The organism is Serratia symbiotica (Periphyllus acericola) (genome assembly GCF_964019515.1).
Classification (GTDB): domain Bacteria; phylum Pseudomonadota; class Gammaproteobacteria; order Enterobacterales; family Enterobacteriaceae; genus Serratia; species Serratia symbiotica_D.
The window spans coordinates 1,354,855-1,372,832 of sequence record NZ_OZ026452.1 but is presented as its reverse complement, the minus strand read 5'-3'; the positions used below and the strand labels follow the sequence as shown (position 1 = coordinate 1,372,832).

At 53.2% G+C, this 17,978-nt stretch carries 9 protein-coding genes, 1 tRNA gene and 6 pseudogenes; 10 read left to right on the top strand and 6 right to left on the bottom strand.

Translation table 11 applies throughout. The features are described from left to right. Positions 1 to 98: 98 nt before the first annotated feature. The 3 genes and pseudogenes from ptrA to recD all read left to right on the top strand — a co-directional run bounded on the left by ptrA (position 99) and on the right by recD (position 8,372). A pseudogene (gene ptrA, locus AACL06_RS07455) lies at positions 99 to 2,986 on the top strand (pitrilysin). Next, the gene (gene recB, locus AACL06_RS07450; protein ID WP_339036630.1) at positions 2,983 to 6,531 is read left to right on the top strand and encodes an exodeoxyribonuclease V subunit beta; all 3,549 of its coding nucleotides are present in this window, start codon (positions 2,983 to 2,985) and stop codon (positions 6,529 to 6,531) included. The pseudogene ptrA and the gene recB overlap by 4 nt, the downstream one beginning before the upstream one ends. Beyond that, on the top strand, positions 6,531 to 8,372 hold the full coding sequence (recD, locus tag AACL06_RS07445) for an exodeoxyribonuclease V subunit alpha (protein ID WP_339038344.1): 1,842 nt from the start codon (positions 6,531 to 6,533) through the stop codon (positions 8,370 to 8,372). The genes recB and recD overlap by 1 nt, the downstream gene beginning before the upstream one ends. 33 nt (positions 8,373 to 8,405) lie before the next feature. On the opposite strand, the pseudogene argA reads toward recD, so the two are convergent. After that, positions 8,406 to 9,740 (bottom strand): annotated as a pseudogene (argA, locus tag AACL06_RS07440) (amino-acid N-acetyltransferase); the annotation flags it as partial. A 218-nt stretch (positions 9,741 to 9,958) separates the two neighbouring features. Here argA and AACL06_RS07435 point away from each other — a divergent pair. Continuing rightward, positions 9,959 to 11,132: pseudogene (locus tag AACL06_RS07435) on the top strand (N-acetylmuramoyl-L-alanine amidase). A 90-nt stretch (positions 11,133 to 11,222) separates the two neighbouring features. Here AACL06_RS07435 and AACL06_RS07430 read toward each other — a convergent pair. After that, a tRNA-Met gene (locus AACL06_RS07430) sits at positions 11,223 to 11,299 on the bottom strand. A gap of 213 nt (positions 11,300 to 11,512) precedes the next feature. Here AACL06_RS07430 and mltA point away from each other — a divergent pair. Both mltA and tcdA read left to right on the top strand, forming a co-directional pair. Then, on the top strand, positions 11,513 to 12,643 hold the full coding sequence (gene mltA, locus AACL06_RS07425) for a murein transglycosylase A (protein WP_339036628.1): 1,131 nt from the start codon (positions 11,513 to 11,515) through the stop codon (positions 12,641 to 12,643). 61 nt (positions 12,644 to 12,704) lie between these two features. Continuing rightward, complete coding sequence (gene tcdA, locus AACL06_RS07420) at positions 12,705 to 13,520, top strand: tRNA cyclic N6-threonylcarbamoyladenosine(37) synthase TcdA (RefSeq protein ID WP_339036626.1); 816 nt, start codon at positions 12,705 to 12,707, stop codon at positions 13,518 to 13,520. Here the strand turns inward: tcdA and csdE are convergent. Next, positions 13,502 to 13,941, bottom strand: a pseudogene (csdE, locus tag AACL06_RS07415) (cysteine desulfurase sulfur acceptor subunit CsdE). The gene tcdA and the pseudogene csdE overlap by 19 nt on opposite strands. 130 nt (positions 13,942 to 14,071) lie before the next feature. Then, positions 14,072 to 14,482, bottom strand: a pseudogene (locus tag AACL06_RS10660) (aminotransferase class V-fold PLP-dependent enzyme); the annotation flags it as partial. A 21-nt stretch (positions 14,483 to 14,503) separates the two neighbouring features. Between AACL06_RS10660 and AACL06_RS10655 the strand changes: the two are divergent. Continuing rightward, positions 14,504 to 14,674, top strand: coding sequence for a hypothetical protein (locus tag AACL06_RS10655; protein ID WP_425336903.1), 171 nt, complete (start codon positions 14,504 to 14,506; stop codon positions 14,672 to 14,674). On the opposite strand, the gene AACL06_RS10650 is transcribed toward AACL06_RS10655, so the two are convergent. Together AACL06_RS10650 and AACL06_RS10645 are read right to left on the bottom strand one after the other, a co-directional pair. Continuing rightward, on the bottom strand, positions 14,610 to 14,861 hold the full coding sequence (locus AACL06_RS10650; protein WP_425336939.1) for an aminotransferase class V-fold PLP-dependent enzyme: 252 nt from the start codon (positions 14,859 to 14,861) through the stop codon (positions 14,610 to 14,612). The two genes, AACL06_RS10655 and AACL06_RS10650, sit on opposite strands and share 65 nt — an antisense overlap. A 54-nt stretch (positions 14,862 to 14,915) precedes the next feature. After that, complete coding sequence (locus AACL06_RS10645; protein WP_425336902.1) at positions 14,916 to 15,089, bottom strand: hypothetical protein; 174 nt, start codon at positions 15,087 to 15,089, stop codon at positions 14,916 to 14,918. Positions 15,090 to 15,557: 468 nt separating this feature from the next. On the opposite strand from AACL06_RS10645, the pseudogene AACL06_RS07405 reads away from it, so the two are divergent. The 3 genes and pseudogenes from AACL06_RS07405 (at position 15,558) to rlmM (ending at position 17,975) form a co-directional block, all read left to right on the top strand. Next, positions 15,558 to 16,433: pseudogene (locus tag AACL06_RS07405) on the top strand (transcriptional regulator GcvA). A 53-nt stretch (positions 16,434 to 16,486) separates the two neighbouring features. Next, complete coding sequence (locus tag AACL06_RS07400) at positions 16,487 to 16,882, top strand: DUF423 domain-containing protein (protein ID WP_339036625.1); 396 nt, start codon at positions 16,487 to 16,489, stop codon at positions 16,880 to 16,882. Beyond that, positions 16,875 to 17,975 carry a 23S rRNA (cytidine(2498)-2'-O)-methyltransferase RlmM gene (gene rlmM / locus AACL06_RS07395; RefSeq protein WP_339036624.1) on the top strand — a complete coding sequence of 367 codons (1,101 nt, stop codon included), beginning with the start codon at positions 16,875 to 16,877 and terminating at the stop codon, positions 17,973 to 17,975. Before AACL06_RS07400 ends, rlmM begins: the two co-directional genes overlap by 8 nt. Positions 17,976 to 17,978 lie beyond the last annotated feature (3 nt).

The window sequence follows — 17,978 nt, the reverse complement described above, 5'->3', positions numbered from 1 at the left end:
TTGAAATCCATCGGGTAAAGATTTTAATTGTGTGGATTTGACAAATACTATCAACGTCAAGGCATTGGCGCAATGGTGTCAAAATAGAGGTTTTGGCTATGCGTAGACAGTTAGCCCGTATCACCAGGCTAGTATTCTTGGCAATATGTTGGGAGCCGTTCATCTCGGCGGCACAGGGATGGCAACCGCTGGCAGAGAAGATCAACAAAAACCCAAAAGATGCATGACACTATCAGGCGATCAAACTGGTGAACGGCATGACGGTGCTGCTGGTTTCCGACGCTCAGGCACCAAAATAGCTGGCGGCATTGGCGCTGCCGGTCAGTTCGCTGGAAGATCCGAATAGCCAGCTAGGATTGGCTAACTACCTGGAACACATGGTGCTGATGGGGTCACAGCGTTATTCGCAGCCAGAAAATCTGTCGGAATTTTTGAAAAAACACGGTGGAAGCCACAATGCCGCCAGTACGGCCTCCTACCGCACCGCGTTCTATTTGACCGTGAAGAATGACGCGCTGGACCCTACGGCTGATCGCTTGGCGGATGCCATTGCAGAACCACTGCTGGAGCCGGGCAATGCCGATCGCGAGCGCAATGCGGTTAACGCCAAGCTGACGATGGCGCGTTCACGCGACGGCATGCGTTATGGCGCAGGTTAAGGCAGAAATGCTGAATCCGGCGCATCCTAGCGCGCGTTTCTACGGCGGCAACCTCGAAACCTTGAGGATAAGCCGGGCAGCAAACTGCACGATGAACTGACCGACGTCTATAAACGCTATTATTCCGCCAACCTGATGGTGGGGTTGCTGTACGGCAACCAGTCATTGCTACAGCTAGCGGAAATCGCCGCAAAAACTTTTGTCCGGGTGGCGAATCATGATGCCAGCGTGCCGATTATCACCGTACCGTCCGTCACGTCAGAGCAACAGAGCATTATTATTCACTATGTGCCTGCCCAACCGCGCAAACGACTGAAAGTAGAATTCCCTATCAGCAACAATAGCGCGGCGTTCCGCAGCAAAACTGATACCTACATCAGCTACCTTATTGGCAACCGCAGCAAAAATACCCTGTCCGATTGGTTGCAGAAACAGGGGCTAGCGGATGCCATCCACACTGGTGCCGATCCGATGGTGGATCGCAATGGTAGCGTATTATCGATCAGCGTATCGCTGACCAATAAAGGTCTGGCTAAGCGTGACGAGGTGGTGGCGGCTATTTTCAACTACCTGAAAATGCTGCGCAGCAAAGGCATCAAGCAGAGTTACTTTGACGAGATTTCACAGGCTCTGAATCTGAATTTCCGCTACCCGTCGATCACTCGTGACATCGGCTACATTGAATGGCTGGTGGATACCCTGCTGCGCCTTCCGGTCGAACACGCATTGGACTCGTCTTATCTGGCGGATCGTTATGATGCCAAGGCAATCGCCGAGCGTCTGGATACCATGATGCAGAAAAACGCGCGCATTTGGTTCATTAAGCCGAGCGAGATGCACAACAAGACGGCCTATTTCGTTAATGCACCCTAACAGGTGAATAAAATAACTCCACAGCGTTTTGCACAGTGGCAGCAGTTGGGAAGCGTCATCTCCCTGTCGTTGCCAGCACTTAACCCTTATATTCCAGATAGCTTTACCCTGACCAAACCGTCGCGCGAGTTAAAAAAACCGCAGCCGGTGGTGGATCAGCCGGGTTTGCATGTACTGTACATGCCGAGCCATTATTTTGCCGACGAGCCTAAGGCTGACGTTACCGTTGCTTTGTGCAATGCCAAAGCCATGAATTCCGCACGTAATCAGGTACTATTCTCTTTGACAGATTATCTGGCTGGCATCGTGCTGTATCAACTAAGCTATCAGGCATCGGTTGGCGGTTTAAGCTTCTCTACCTCGCTGAAAAACGGCCTGATGATTAACGCTAATGGTTTTAACCAGCGTCTGCCGCAACTGTTAAGCTCGCTGATTGAAGACTACGCCAGTTTTACCCTGACAGAGGAGCAACTGGCGCAAGCTAAATCCTGGTATCTGGAACAGTTGGATTCTGCCGATAAGGGCAAAGCCTTTGAGTTGGCAATCCAGCCAGTGAAGATGATTTCTCGCGTGCCATACTCGGAGCGCAGTGAGCGCAGTGATGTGCTGAAAACCCTGACGCTAAAAGATGTCTTGGCTTACCGCGCAGCCTATTTGTGGACGCTAGGCTGGAACTGCTGGTTGTGGGGAATATGAGCGAGCGGCAGGTTTCTACTCTTGCCTCGGCACGGAAGCAGCGCCTGGGTTGCAGTGGTGTTGCATGGTGGCATGGCGAAAAGGTGGTGGTGGAGAAGCAACAATTGACCAACTTACAACGAGCGGCAAGTAGTACTGACTCGGCACTGGCAGCGGTATTTGTACCGACCAGCTAAGACTAAGTCGTCAGCATGACCTATAGCGCGTTGTTGGGGCAGATTATCCAGCAGTGGTTCTATAGCAAATTGCGCACTAAGGAACAATTAGGTTATGCGCTATTCGACTTCCCGATATAGGTAGGTCGCCAATGGGGCGTCGGCTTGCTATTGCAGAGCAATAGTAAACAGCCAGCGTATTTGTATCAGCGTTACCAAGATTTTTACTTAAAAACGGAAAAACGCCTGCGTGAAATGAGTGATGCGGACTTCCAACAGTACCAGCAAGCGCTGATCAACGAACTGAACCAGCGGCCACAAACCCTTGGCGAAGAAGCCAGCCGCTTTGCTGACGATTTTGATCGCAGTAATTTTGCTTTTGATACGCGTCAGAAGCTGATTGAGCAGGTTATGCAACTGACGCAAGCCACGTTGGCGGGCTACTTCCATCAGGCAGTGATCCAGCTGCAGGGGCTGGCGCTGTTTTCGCAGCTCAGTGGTAGCGGCCAGGATAAAGCAGACTATGCTGAGCCGAAGGGTTGGGTTACTTATAACGCCTCCGCATTGCAGAAGGTTCTACCGCGCAAGGTGGCGACACCATGACCGAGAAGGTTCCGCAGAGGCTTGATCCGTTGACGTTGCCACTGTTTGGTGAGCGGCTGATTGAAGCATCGGCGGGAACGGGCAAAACCTTCACTATTGGCGCGCTTTACCTGCGGTTGCTACTTGGGCTTGGTCAGGACGCGGCATTCTACCGGCCGTTGACGGTCGAAGAAATCCTGGTCGTGACCTTTACTGAGGCCGCCACCGAGGAATTACGCGGGCGTATTCGCAATAATATTCACGAGCTGCGCCTTGCTTGCGTGCGTGGAAAAAGCCAAGAACCGTTGTTTTCGGTGCTGTTGGATGAGATTGACGATCTGTCCGATGCCGCTGCGCAATTGCTCTCGGCCGAGCGGCAGATGGACGAAGCGGCGATTTATACTATCCATGGCTTTTGCCAGCGCATGCTGACCGACAATGCTTTCGAATCCGGCATGCTGTTTGAACAAACGCTGGTGCGGGACGAACTACCGCTACGTCGGCAGGCGTGTGCCGACTTCTGGCGTCGCTACTGCTACCCGCTACCGTTAGGCATTGCCCGCGTGGTTAGCCAAGAGTGGAACGGCCCAGAAGCGCTGCTAGCCGATCTTTCCGACTATTTGCATGGTGAAGCACCAACACTGCGCCAGCCGCCTAAGGATGAAGAAACAGTGCTAATGCGCCATGAGCAAATCGTGGCGCGCATAGACGCCATCAAGGCGCATTGGCAGAAGGTTGCAGGTGATCTGGAGACATTAATCTGCCAATCCGGTGCCGATAAGCGCAGCTATAGCAGCAAACACCTGCCGAATTGGTTAGGAAAAGTCGGTGAGTGGGCGATGAAGGTAACCTTGGATTACCAGTTACCGAAAGAACTGGATAAATTCCGCCAGTCGGTATTGTTAGAAAAAACCAAGCAGGGCGAAGCGCCGCGTCATGCATTGTTTACTGCTATTGATGAACTTTTTGCCGCTCCCTTGACGCTGCGCGACCTGATTATAGCGCGAGCGCTCAGCGAAATACGTCGCTCGATTCAGCAGGAGAAACGCCAGCGCGCCGAGCTGGGTTTTGACGATCTGCTTAGCCGGATGGACAGTGCATTGCAAAACGTAGGGGGGGAGCAATTGGCACAGGCGATTCGTCAACGCTACCCGGTGGTGATGATCGACGAATTTCAGGATACTGACCCGCAGCAATACCGCATCTTCCAGAAAATTTATGTCGGCCAGCAGGACTGTGGCTTGCTGCTGATTGGCGATCCAAAACAGGCTATTTACGCCTTCCGAGGTGCTGATATTTTCACCTATATGCGCGCTCGTTCTGAGGTGAGCGCACACTATACCCTTGAAACAAACTGGCGCTCGTCTCCTGCGATGGTCGCCAGCGTCAACACGCTGTTTTGCCAATTGGAAAAACCCTTCCTGTTTGGTCAAATCCCCTTTATTGAGGTCAGCGCGGCGGAAAAGAATCAAGGGCTGGTGTTTGAACTGTACAACCAGTCACAGCCAGCGATGCAGTTCTGGTTGCAACAGGGCGAAGGTGTTGGTGTAAGTGATTACCAACAACTGATGGCCCGGCTATGCGCCACGCAAATCCGTGACTGGCTCAGTACCGGGCAGCAAGGGCAGGCTTGGCTGGATAACGGTAAATATCGCAGGCCGGTGCAGGCGTCGAATATCACGGTGCTGGTACGCAGCCGCAATGAAGCAGCGCTAGTGCGTGATGCGCTCAGTGCGCTGTCGATCCCCTCAGTTTATCTTTCCAACCGCGATAGCATATTCGACACGCTGGAAGCCAAAGATCTGCTGTTGCTGTTGCAGGCGGTGCTGGTGCCGGAGCAGGAACGCACGTTGCGTAGTGCTATGGCAACCGGGCTGATGGGGCTGGATGCGCCAACATTGGTTGGCTTGAGCAGCGACGAACTCGCCTGGGATGCATTGGTGGACGAGTTCGATAAATATCGCACGCTCTGGCGTCATCGCGGTATATTGCCGATGCTGAGCGAAGTGATGAAAACACGCTATCTGGCGGAAAACCTGCTGGCAGGCCCTGATGGTGAACGGCGTCTGACTGACGTGCTGCACTTGGGTGAACTGTTGCAGGAGGCCGCTGCGCAGCTTGACAGCGAGCATGCGTTGGTTCGCTGGCTGGCACAGCAAATCGCACAGCCTAACCGCCAGTCCGATAACCAGCAATTGAGGCTGGAGAGCGATCGTCATCTGGTGCAGGTGATCACTATCCACAAATCCAAAGGGCTGGAGTTCGATCTCGTATGGCTGCCATTTGTTGGCAATTTCCGCCAGCAGCAGCAGGCACTGTATCACGATCGCCACAGCTTCCAGGTGCTGTTGGATCTCAACGTTAATGACGATAGCCTGGCTTGGGCGGAAGAAGAACGCTTGGCGGAAGATCTGCGCTTGCTGTACGTGGCGTTGACTCGCTCGGTATATCACAGCAGCATCGGCATTGCGCCGTTGATCCAGGGCGCCCGCAAGAAGCAGGGTGGCACAGATGTGCATCGTAGCGCATTGGGCTATTTGGTGCAGGCTGGGCAAGCGGGTGATGCGGCTTACTTGCATGAATGTTTGCAGCAGTTGGCTGGTGGCGGTGTTGTGCTTTCGCAAGTTGAGACGCTAAACGAGCAGCCTTGGCAACCGCAAGCAGCCATATCGACAAAGCTGGCAGCAAAAAATTTCACCCGCCAGATCCAAGATTTCTGGCGGGTTACCAGCTATACTGGCCTGCGGCAGCACGGTGGGAATCTGATGCAGGATCTGCTGCCACAGTTGGATATCGATGCTGCTGGGGAGCAAGCGGAAAAAAGAGAGTCAGCACTCACACCGCATACATTCCCGCGTGGTGCGGCACCCGGCACCTTTCTGCACAGTGTGTTCGAGACACTGGACTTTACTCAGCCGCTGGAAGAACAGTGGCTGTTGAAACAATTGCAACAGCAGGGTTTTGCCGATCACTGGCAGCCTATTTTGCTGGCATGGGTGCAGGTGCTGCTCACTACCCCGCTGAATGACAACGGGGTGACGTTGGCAGCGTTGGCACCGCAGGACAAGCAGGCCGAGTTGCAGTTCTATCTGCCGATTAACCAGGTGTTACAGGCAAAAGAGCTTGATGAACTGGTAAAACGCCACGATCCGCTGTCTGCTCGCTGTCCGGTGCTGGATTTCCCGCAGGTTCAAGGCATGCTCAAAGGCTTTATCGATTTGGTGTTCTGCTGGCAGGACAAATACTATTTGCTGGACTACAAATCCAACTGGCTGGGCGAGGATAGCAGCGCTTATACCCGGCCAGCGATGGAACGTGCGATGGCGGAACATCGCTATGACCTGCAATATCAGCTCTATACCCTGGCGTTGCATCGTTATCTGCGCCATCGGCTGGCGGACTACGACTACCAGCGCCATTTTGGCGGGGTCATTTACCTATTCTTACGCGGTGTTGATGCGCTGCATCCGGGCAATGGCATTTTTACCTGCCGCCCTGAACAACAATTGGTGGAAGGCATGGATTTGTTGTTCAGTGGCGACGCTGCTGCGGGGGGGGATGGATGATGATTGCGCTGCTTGATCAGGCGGTGGCGCTTGGTGTGCTGAGGCCACTGGATGTGCAGTTCGCTGGTGTGGTAGCGGCCAAAGATGAACCCGATATTCTGCTGGCGGCGGCCTGCCTGAGCGCAGAGGCAGGGGTTGGCCATGTTTGCTTGATGTTGGATGAGCTACAGATGGGGCAATTGTTTGCAGGGCGGCAGCCAGAACTGGCACAGGCCGTCTGGTTGGCCGCCGGGAAACCAGATATCGCCCGCTGGCGGCAGCGTCTGATGGCCTGCGCCGCAGTTGGTGATGGCAGCGGTGCTACGCCTCTGGTGTTGCAGGGTCAACGCCTGTACTTACAGCGCATGTGGCAGAGCGAAGGTGAGGTGGCGGTATTTATCAGCAGCGACCACGAACATCAGGTAGTAGATGAAGCTCAGTTGCGCGCTATTCTCGATCGGCTGTTTGGTGCGGCTACCGATGAACCGGACTGGCAGAAAATTGCCGCTGCGGTGGCCGTGACCCGGCGAATTGCGGTGATTTCCGGTGGGCCAGGTACCGGTAAAACTACCACCGTGGCGAAATTACTGGCGGCACTGGTGCAGCTCGATGAGCGCGTGCGGCTACGTATTCAATTGGCGGCACCGACGGGCAAAGCGGCAGCGCGGCTGACTGAGTCGCTTGGCAGCGCCAGCCGTAAGCTGGCGTTAACGCCGGCGCAGCATGCGCTATTCCCGACTGAAGCTGCAACGTTGCATCGGCTGTTGGGCGTGCAACCCAACAGCCAACGCATGCTCTATCATCGCGGTAATCCGCTGCATCTGGATGTGCTGGTAGTGGATGAGGCGTCAATGGTCGATTTGCCGATGATGGCGCGTTTGATTGCCGCCTTGCCGAAACGGGCGCGGGTGATTTTCCTCGGTGACCGCGATCAATTGGCCTCGGTAGAAGCGGGGGCAGTGTTGGGTGATATTTGTCGTTTTGCCGAACATGGGTACAGCGAGGCGCGTGCCGCAGAGCTAAGCCGTTTGACCGGCTGCCTATTGCGGGGGCAGCAAGCGCGGGCAGAAGCAGCGGTGCGCGATAGCCTATGTTTACTGCGCAAGAGCTATCGCTTTGACGCTAAATCTGGCATCGGCCAATTGGCGCAGGCGGTCAATTTTGGTGATGTTGCACGGGCGCGGGCAGTGATTGACGGTGGTTTCAGCGATGTTGCGGGTTATTCGCTGGCGACCACTGAAGAATATCAGGCGCTGTTGGCGGTGTGTGTAAAGGGATACCGTGATTACCTGAAACAGGTGATTGCTGGGGCCGATGCCGTAACGGTGCTGGCAGCATTCGGCCGTTTTCAAGTGTTGTGCGCGCTGCGTGTAGGGCCATTCGGCGTTGCCGGGTTGAACCAGCGGCTCGAGTCCGGGTTGCAGCATTCCGGGTTGATCCAACGCTCACCGGGGCGCTGGTATCTGGGGCGACCAGTGATGATTGGGCGTAGTGACAGTACGTTGGGATTGTATAACGGCGATATCGGTATTGCCTTGCGGGATGGGCGCGGTGAGTTGCGCGTGCATTTCCTTCTGCCGGACGGTAGCGTAAAATCGGTGCAGCCAAGCCGTTTGCCCGCGCATGAAACTGCCTACGCGATGACTATGCATAAATCCCAGGGTTCTGAGTTTGATCATACGGTGTTGGTGCTGCCGACCCATTTCCTGCCGCTGCTGACCCGTGAGTTGGTCTATACCGCCATCACTCGTGCACGTACTCGGCTTTCGCTGTACGCCGACGATAGGGTGTTGACGAAGGCGATTTGCACGCCAACCCAGCGTCGCAGCGGTTTGGCTGAACGCTTGCGGAGGGGGGAATAGACTGCAGAAGAGCACAGCAGGGGTTACAGCTCCTGCCAGCAGAATTTTGGCGCGTCGCTGGTAGTTGTATAGCAATTTTTTTGTATCGGAAGTACCTCGACTTCAGCCGGAGTAAAGCCGCGCTCTTGGAACCAATGGATGCTGCGGGTGGTCAGTACGAACAGTTTTTGCAGGCCCATTTGTCGCGCTTGGCTTGCCACCCGTTGCAGCAGAATTTCGCCGCGCGAGGAACTATGGTAGTCTGGATGTACTACTAGGCAAGCCATTTCGCCGATTGTCTCTTCTGGAAACGGGTACAGCGCTGCGCAGGCAATGGTCAGATTATCGCGTTCGATAATGGTGAACTTGTTGATTTCCATCTCCAGTTGCTCACGTGAACGGCGTACTAGAATGTCCTGCTGCTCCAGCGGGCGGATCAGCTCCAGGATGCCTCCGATATCGTCGATAGTCGCACGGCGCATCTTTTCGGCACTCTCCATAACGATTTAGCTGCCGATGCCATCGCGCGAGAACAGCTCCTGTACCAACGCGCCATCCTCCTGATAGCTGATTAAGTGGCTGCGGCGCACCCCGCTGCGGCAGGCTTTCACTGCGCCGTGCAGGAAATGCACAGTACCGGAATGATAGTCACCGCGCTCTTCCCGCTGCTTAATACATTTTTGCGCGTCGTTAGGGGAGAGTTCGGAAATGACGTTACCTTGTGGATCGGTCACACCCTTCGAGGAACAGAAACCGATCATTTTCTCCGCCTTCAGCTTGATCGCCAACTGAGTGGCAGCTTCTTACGAGCTGAGGTTAAAGCTTTCGCCAGTCACCGACAAGGCCCCAGGGCCGATCAACACGATGACGTTGTTGGCAGGTTCGTGGTGGATAGCCTTTTCATCAATACGGCGGATACGCCCGCTATTGCAATAATCCAAGCAGTCATCGATGCCGAGAGGTTGGGCTATGATAAAGGTGCCGCTGACTACGTTGATGTGCGCACCCTGTAGCGGTGTATTATTGAGGCTCATTGATAGCTGAGCGGTGATGTCCAGTTGCAGTAAGCCCACAGCCTGTTTAACCCACTCAAGTGTAAGGGCATCAGTGACCTGAGTATGCTTGTGATAAATAGGTTGATAATGATGCAGCGCCAGATTGTTGTCGATCTGTGACCTTGCACAATAAACTACCACCAGACGAATACCCAAGCTATGCAACAGGCCGATATCATTGACAATGCTGGGAAAATTCTGATGCTTGATGGGGAAGCCATCAAGGCATGAAGACAAATGTCTTTCCCCGATGGGCGTTAATATAGGAAACTGAGTGACGAAATCCTTTAACCAGCTCTGTACTACGTTCCTTTACGGTAAACCCTAAATGCATATTTATACGTTATTTTTGTATTTTTATTATTTTTTGTGCGGATAGCAAGCGAGAAATTATCTTAATTTCTGTGTTAACCGCACTGTATGGTAATATATTGAAAAATATAAAAAGATTTTCTGGTGACAGGGTTGGCGTGATTGGTTAAAGTTTTCGGCACTTCCGTTTGACTGGTATTTTATTTATCTACTTTGATCAGTTATCACTTTCGGAGCCACATGCCAAACTTAAATCACAATCTGGTCGCCGCCGTTTATTACAAGGGGCTGCTGCCAGTTGGTTGCTGAGTGTGAGTCAAGTAGGCTTCGCAGCATCATCGCATGTCATCGCCGTGCGTGTGTGGCCTTCCTCCACCTATACTCGCATCACGCTCGAATCTAACGTCGCGCTGAAATACCAACAGTTTGTGCTGACCAATCCTGACCGTGTGGTGGTGGATATCGCTGGTGTGCATCTCAACAGTGTGCTGAAGGGCATCGCTAGCCAGGTTCACGCCGACGATCCTTACCTCAAGCAGGCGCGCGTTGGCCAGTTTGATCAACACACTGTGCGGCTAGTGCTGGATCTCTATCCCACCAAGGGCGGTAGTGGCACGGAGTATGATCCGTTATTGGCGTTACTGGAAGATTACAGCAAGGCGTTCTGGATCGCACGTTGCCAGCAGAGGCGGCGCAGGCTGGCAACGCGGGACGCGATCTGCCGATTATCATCATGTTAGATCCTAGCCATTGGGGTGACGATCCCGGCGCGATTGGCATGCTCAAGACGCGAGAGAAGGACATCGTGTTGCAAATTGCCCACAAGTTGAGCGCGTTGATCAAACGTGAACCTGCAATGAAAGTGTTTATGACGCCTAATGACGATGTGTTTATTCCGCTCAAGGTACGTGTTGCTAAGGCGCGTAAACAGCGTGCTGATTTGTTCGTTTCCATTTACGCCGATGCCTTTACCCGCCGGGCAGCACACGGTTCATCGGTATTCGCACTATTGACAAAAGGTGCCACCAGCTCGGTGGCCAAGTTCTTGGCACAGACCCAAAACGCCTCGGACCAAATTAGTGGCGTCAGTAAAAGCGGTGACCGTTATCTCGATCATACCTTGTTAGATCTGGTGCAGACGGCGACCATTAATGATAGCCAGAAATTCGGCAATGAGGTGCTGAAATGGATGGAAAAAATTAACCAGTTGCATAAAAATCGTGTCGAGCAGGCGGTCTTTGCGGTATTAAAGGCTCCGGATATTCCTTAGATTCTGGTTGAAACAGCGTTTATTAGCAACATAGAAGAAGAGCGCAGGCTGCGCACCCATAATTTCCAGCAACAGGTGGCGGAGTCTATTCTGGCACGAATCAGGGCGTACTTTGCTAACGGCGTTGCATTGGCGAGTAGATAATGGCGGTATTGGTTGCGGGTGGGGCCGGTTTTAACCGGTCTCTAATGCTAAAAGGTACACTGAAGTGTGTTTTGATGTTGTTATCAAGATTGGTTGCGGGGGCCGGATTTGAACCGACGACCTTCGGGTTATGAGCCCGACGAGCTACCAGGCTGCTCCACCCCGCGTCCGATGTATGTGCACTATACTCTCCATACATTTTGTTGCAAACCCTTTTTGCAATTTATTGGGAGAAAATCGTTTTTATGCTGAATTTAACTACAAATTGCATTCTTTTTCATCATTATCCCGCTATCTGGTTTTTTTATTTGCAGCGATTCCTTTATAGATAGGCGTTTGTTATCGTTCAGTCGAGATATCATTCAGTGTGAGAGTGTGCGATGAAAGGGCGTTGGGATAAATATCTGCTGGGTGGGTTAGTGGGGGTGCTGGTGGGATGTTCGTCTAAGCCGACTGATCGTGGGCAGCAATATAAGGATGGTCATTTAGATCAGGCGCTGGAACGAGTCAATCAGCCTAACGCCAAAGGCGTGCTGGTCAACTCCCAGAATTACTTGAATCAGTTGCTGGAGATCAAGTATGCCACCCCTGTGCTCTTTGATCGCTACAATACGACTTACCAGGCGGTGCAAAATTGGCTATCAGCGGGTGCCGATACACGTCAATTGAACCAGTATGGACTCAGCGCTGACCAGATGAAAGGTGTCGATAACTATGGCAACGTGCAGTTTACTGGCTACTATACACCAGTTTTGCAGGCGCGCTACACCCAACAGGGGGCGTTCCGCTACCCGATCTACCGCATGCCGCTGAAAGGCAAAAAACCTTTGCCTAACCGTGCAAGCATCTATTCCGGTGCACTGGACGATCGCTACATCATCGCTTATACCAACTCGCTGATAGATAACTTTATGATGGAAGTTCAGGGTAGCGGCTATGTGGATTATGGCAATGGTCAGCCACTGGTCTTCTTCGGCTATGGGGGTAAAAATGGCCATGCCTACCGTAGCATTGGCAAGGTGCTGATCGATCGCGGTGCAGTGGCTCAGGCGGATATGTCGTTGCAGGCGATCCATCAGTGGGCCGATAGCCATAGCGCGGCGGAATTGCGCGAACTGCTGGAGCAGAATCCCTCTTTCGTATTTTTCCGTCCAGAAGCTTTCGCATCGGTGAAAGGTGCTAGCGCAGTACCATTGATCGCCAAAGCTTCGGTGGCGTCTGATAGCTCACTGATCTCGGCTGGCACCACATTGCTGGCTGAAGTACCACTGCTAGACAATAAAGGTCAATTCACGGGAAAATATGAGATGCGCCTGATGGTTGCACTCGATGTCGGTGGTGCCATCAAGGGGCAGCATTTTGACCTGTATCAGGGCATCGGGTCGGCGGCCGGTCACTCGGCAGGTTACTATAACCACTATGGCCGCGTTTGGGTGTTGAGCGGCACCAGCGGCGCGCGGCTATCCAGTGCTAACCCGCACAGCGGTGGTAGATTACTGCTTAACCGCTAAGCGCGTATTGAACGGCAAGGAGCGGACTGTCCGCTTGCACTATAAAGGTAATTAAATCGTTATGAGTACAACCTATTCAGCAGCTTATTTACAACGTTTTGGCGGCACGGCACGGCTATACGGCCACCCGGCGTTGGCGTTGTTTGCGCAGGCACACATCTGTGTGATTGGCATTGGTGGAGTGGGTTCCTGGGTGGCTGAGGCGCTGTCGCGCACTGGCATCGGTGCCATTACCTTGATCGACATGGATGATGTCTGTGTCACCAATACCAACCGTCAGATCCATGCGTTGCGCCAGCATGTCGGCCAGTTGAAAACTGAAGTGATGGCGGAGCGTATTCTGGCAATCAACCCAGAATGCCAGGTAACCTGTATCGACGATTTTATTACCCCAGACAATATCGCTGAGTTATTGGATCACAATTTCAGCTATGTGATCGATGCCATCGATAGCGTGCGCCCAAAGGCAGCGCTGCTGTCTTATTGCCATCGCTACCCGATCCCGGTAGTGACCACTGGTGGTGCCGGCGGGCAAATTGACCCGACCAAGATAGAAGTGGCCGATCTGGCGAAAACCATCCAAGACCCGCTAGCAGCCAAGCTGCGTGCGCGGCTGAAGCATAATTTCAACGTGGTGAAAAATGGCAAGGGTAAGTTGGGTATCGACTGCGTATTCTCCAGCGAACCCTTGGTCTACCCACAGCCAGACGGTTCGGTATGTGCATCGCGTAGCACAGCCGATGGGCTAAAAATAATGGATTGTAGCGCGGGGTTTGGCGCAGCGACTATGGTTACCGCCACTTTTGGTTTTGTGGCTGTGTCCCACGTGCTGAAAAAAATGCTGGCAAAAGCGGCGCGTCAGGCGTCAGAGAGGTAGCAGGCAGCGATCGCCTGCACCCCAGCAGCAAACGCCGCTAACCCGCTGGCGCGGGTGGCGCTTAGCTGATGGCATAAAGCCAGGTGATCAAACAACGCCAATGGTTCAAGTACGGCGAGTTGTTGCGGCGTTTTACCCTCCACGGCGGTTAGCAATACTGCCAGCAGACCTCGTACAATGCGGCCTTCGCTGTCACCATAAAAATGCAGCGTGCCATCGGACAACCGCTGATGTCCCAGCAAGATACGGTTATCACAGCCGCTAAATGCCATTTCCGTTTTCCGTAGCGCTTCCGGCAGTGGCGGTAGCCGTTTCGCCAGCGTGATCAACTGCCGATAGAGATCCTCCCACTGGTTTAGCGTGCTGAAGGTCTCGATGCTACGCTAGTAATCTCACGACCAAAGGGATGGGGAGCGAGCATAGTGTCTCTGGTGGTCAATTTAGTTGGCCAACAGGTCGATAGTGTTGAACAATGCGGCCACCAGTGCATCGACATCCTGCTGAGAATTATAGGGCGCAAAGGAAACGCGCAAAGTGCCGTTGACGCCTAACGCCGCCATCATCGGCTGGGCGAAAGTGTTGGCCGTTGCGCAGTGCGATGCCATGTTCAGCCAACAGCGTAACAATGTCGCTATGATGGATGTCCGCAATATCAAACGCCAGCAGGCTGGAGCCAAAACAGCGGAAACTGCGAAAGCCTGGCAATTGCGCCAGCCGTTGCTCAGCTTGGTCAGCTAAAGCGCGGCTGTAACGTTCTGCCGCCGATCAATCCTGTTCGTCCAGCCAGTTCAGCGTGGCAGCCAGCCCCAGTACGCCGGCAATATTCTGTGTACCCGCTTCAAAGCAATGCGGCGGTTTTTGAGGCGTGAAGCCGCCAAAGGAGCCTGGGCCAGCATTTTGCCGCCACCTTGCCAAGGCGGCATCTGCGCCAGCAGTTCGCTTTTACCATACAGTGCGCCGATGCCAGTCGGGCCATATAGTTTGTGGCCAGAGAAGGCGTAGAAATCGATATCAAGCTACTGAACGGCGGCTGGGCAATGCACGATGCCTTGGGCACCGTCGATGATGATCGTCACTCGTGCGCCTGCACTATGCGCCAGGGTGATGGCTTGCGCCAGATCCGGGTAGCCGATTGGTACCGATCGGCAGCTTGACAACCTGAGAACCCGTTTGTTCCGACACCATCAGCCAGGGGATCAGGTTGGCGTGGTGCTCAGCTTCACTCACCAAAATTTCGTCACATGGCTGCAAGCGCGGCCGGGCGTAGCTTCGTGCCACCAGTTTGATCGCCTCGGTGGTGCCGCGGGTCCAGATGAGATCGTCGGCAGAAGGTGCGTTGATCAGCGATGCTACCAGACTGCGCGCCTGCTCAAAACGGGCGCGTCAGATCTTGTGCTACGCGGTGCTGGCTGCGGTGCACGGTGGCGGTATATCGTCACAGTAGCATTGCTTCTTGGCTTCGATCACCACCAGCGGTTTTAACGCGGTGGCGGTGCTGTCCAGATAAATTCCGTCCTGCGTGAGGGCGGGAAACTGCTGACGAAATATGCTGGGGTTAAAAGGTATCATACCCTGATTATCATTGGTTTGAGTTAGTGCCTGATCCTATCCTATTTTACCAGTGGGTAATAAGATATCAAAACCAAAGGCAAACATCAAGCGATGCTGCATAAAATCACTGCAGAAGGACAGAATAAATATACAGGAAATGAAAAACAGTAAATTTGCTACCCCGACCAGATTACCGGACATGAGGCAAACACAACATCATAACCACAAGCCAAAAGTTCATCGATGTCCTCAGCATCGATGAACTTTTGGTTCCGGCTTAGGTAGTACCATCACTGTAGGTATTTACTAGCGTATCCTCAATGAAAAAGTATAATGGATCGAATAAAAAATAATGGTAGTGGCTTGTTAGGCTCAACCAATGGCATCCTACACAGGGCTTTCCAATTTACGACGCCGCATTATTCAACTCATTGTTACATTAAAGTATCTAATTAATGCCAAAGCGTTTATCCCTCCCTTAATGCGTTGCGTGTGTTCAATGCGGCTACTCGCCATCTGAGTTTTACCAAGGTGCCATAAGCGCGGTTTACGACTCAAGCCGCAGGGAGCCACCAGATAAAGTCGCTGGAGGATTTGCTTGGCCTGAAGCTATTCCGGCGGCGTAACCGCTTGTTTCTGCTGACGGAGTAAGGGCAGAGCTATTACCTTGACATCAAGGGAGTCTTCTCTTCGATCAAAGAAGCTACACGCAAGTTGCAGGCGAGGGACACTGGCCGTCAGCCTGCCTCCCAGTTTTGCTATTCAGTGGTTGGTTCCTCGTCTTTTCTGCTTTAACTCTGCTTACCCTGGTATCTATGTGCGCATTCATGCGGTGGATTGTGAAGCAGCTAAGCTGGCAGATGCTGTCGATATGGCGATTTTCTGTGTCCTGGGTACTGGCCGGGGCTAGGTGCTGAATGTCTGTATGCGGAATATCTGCTGTCGGTATGTTAACCGAGTCTGCTGAGTGGCAACCATCCGCTAAAAGAGGCAGGCGATTTGGTTTATCATACCTTGCTATACGGGACTTCACTCTGCGACTGGTTGGTCTATACCTGCCAGTTAGAGTTGCAGCACATCAATGTGCAGCAGGAGCCGATCTTCAGCCATAGTGCCATGGTGATACAGGCTGCGGTGCATGGGTAGGGGATGGTGCTAGTGAATAATGTGATGGCGCAAATCGAGATTAAGGCTGAGCGTTTGGTGTGTCCATTCAATGATGTATTGGTCAGTAAAAATGCTTTTTATCTGGTCTGTCATGAAAGCCAGGCAGAACTGGGTAAAATAGCCGCCTTTCGTCGATGGATCTTGGCGCGGGCAGCCAGTGAGCAGGAGCAATTCCACTTTTGCTACGAAAAATAAGGTCGGTTAGTGCTACATACAGCCATCCGATTTTCTTTATAGGGTAAATGACGATGAGCAGTCGTTTCATGCTGGTTTTTGCCGCTATCAGCGGCTTGGGGTTTGTCGCGCTGGGCGCTCTCGGCGCACATGTATTGAGTGGTACGCTCGGCGCTAATGAAATGGCTTGGGTTCGCACAGCTCTGGAATATCAGGGCTTCCACACTCTGACCATTCTGGCGTTGGCGGTAGTGATGGAATCCCGTGTGAGCCTGTTGTTTTACTGGTGTGGGGCTCTGTTGGCGCTCGGCACTGTTTTGTTCAGCGGCAGCCTGTACTGTTTGGCGCTGTTACACCTAAATATTTGTGTCTACATTACGCCGGTTGGCGGCGTGTGCTTCCTGATTGGCTGGGTATTGATGTTGATTGGTGCTTTGCGCCTGAGAACAGAGGCTGGATGCCATGAATAAGATCGTGTTATATTGCCGCCCCGGCTTCGAGAAAGAGTGTGCCGCTGAAATGACCGATAAGGCGGTTCGGTTAGAGGTTTTCGGCTTCGCCCGGCTAAAAGAGAACAGTGGCTATGTGTTGTTCGAATGCTATCAGCCGGATGATGCCGATCGTTTGGCGCGGGAAATCCCGTTACGCGAGCTGATTTTCGCCCGCCAAACAGTGGTAGGAGAACTTCTACGTGATTTGCCGCCGGAAGATAGGGTGTCGCCAATCGTTGGCATGCTGATCGGCGTGATCGATCGCGGTGGTGAACTACGGGTAGAAGTGCCTGACACTAACGAAAGCAAAGAACTGATGAAGTTTTGCCGCAAGTTGACGGTGCCGCTACGTACGGCCATGCGTGAGCAGAAAGTGCTGATGGCGCGTGAAAACGCGACGCGTCCGGTGGTGCATGTGTTCTTTATCGCCCCATGTTGCTGCTATGTCGGCTACTCTTTTAGTCACAATAACTCGCCTTTTTATATGGGTATTCCGCGCCTGCGCTTCCCAGCCGATGCACCAAGCCGCTCTACGCTGAAGTTGGAAGAGGCGTTCCACGTCTTCATTCCCGCCTATGAGTGGGAAGAACGTCTGGCCAGCGGCATGTATGCGGTTGATCTGGGTGCTAGCCCAGGTGGCTGGAGCTATCAGTTGGTGAAGCGTAGCATGCTGGTGCATGCGGTGGATAACGGCCCGATGGCAGCCAGCCTGATCGAAACGGGTCAGGTCACTCATCACCGCGTTGACGGTTTTAAATTCGAGCCGACCAGCAGTAAAATCTATTGGCTGGTATGCGATATGGTGGAGAAGCCAGCCAAGGTGACCAATTTGATGATCCAATGGCTGGTGAAGGGTTGGTGCCGTGAGGTGATTTTCAACCTGAAATTGCCGATGAAAAAACGTTACGAAGCCGTGTCGCAGAATATGCAAAATCTGCGTGAAACATTGGCGGCGGAGGGCATCAATGCACAGGTGCATGCCAAGCAGCTTTACCACGATCGTGAAGAGATCACTGTGCATGTGCGCCGCATATGGTCGGCTGTTCCCGGCCGCCGCGACGAGCGCGATTGATTA

What these genes read in the sequence shown, in the direction of transcription:
- recB (WP_339036630.1), top strand. Translation starts at nt 2,983, where the DNA reads ATGACCGAGAAGGTTCCGCAGAGGCTTGATCCGTTGACGTTGCCACTG.
- recD (WP_339038344.1), top strand. Translation starts at nt 6,531, where the DNA reads ATGATTGCGCTGCTTGATCAGGCGGTGGCGCTTGGTGTGCTGAGGCCA.
- mltA (WP_339036628.1), top strand. Translation starts at nt 11,513, where the DNA reads ATGAAAGGGCGTTGGGATAAATATCTGCTGGGTGGGTTAGTGGGGGTG.
- tcdA (WP_339036626.1), top strand. Translation starts at nt 12,705, where the DNA reads ATGAGTACAACCTATTCAGCAGCTTATTTACAACGTTTTGGCGGCACG.
- AACL06_RS10645 (WP_425336902.1), bottom strand. Translation starts at nt 15,089, where the DNA reads ATGATACCTTTTAACCCCAGCATATTTCGTCAGCAGTTTCCCGCCCTC.
- AACL06_RS07400 (WP_339036625.1), top strand. Translation starts at nt 16,487, where the DNA reads ATGAGCAGTCGTTTCATGCTGGTTTTTGCCGCTATCAGCGGCTTGGGG.
- rlmM (WP_339036624.1), top strand. Translation starts at nt 16,875, where the DNA reads ATGAATAAGATCGTGTTATATTGCCGCCCCGGCTTCGAGAAAGAGTGT.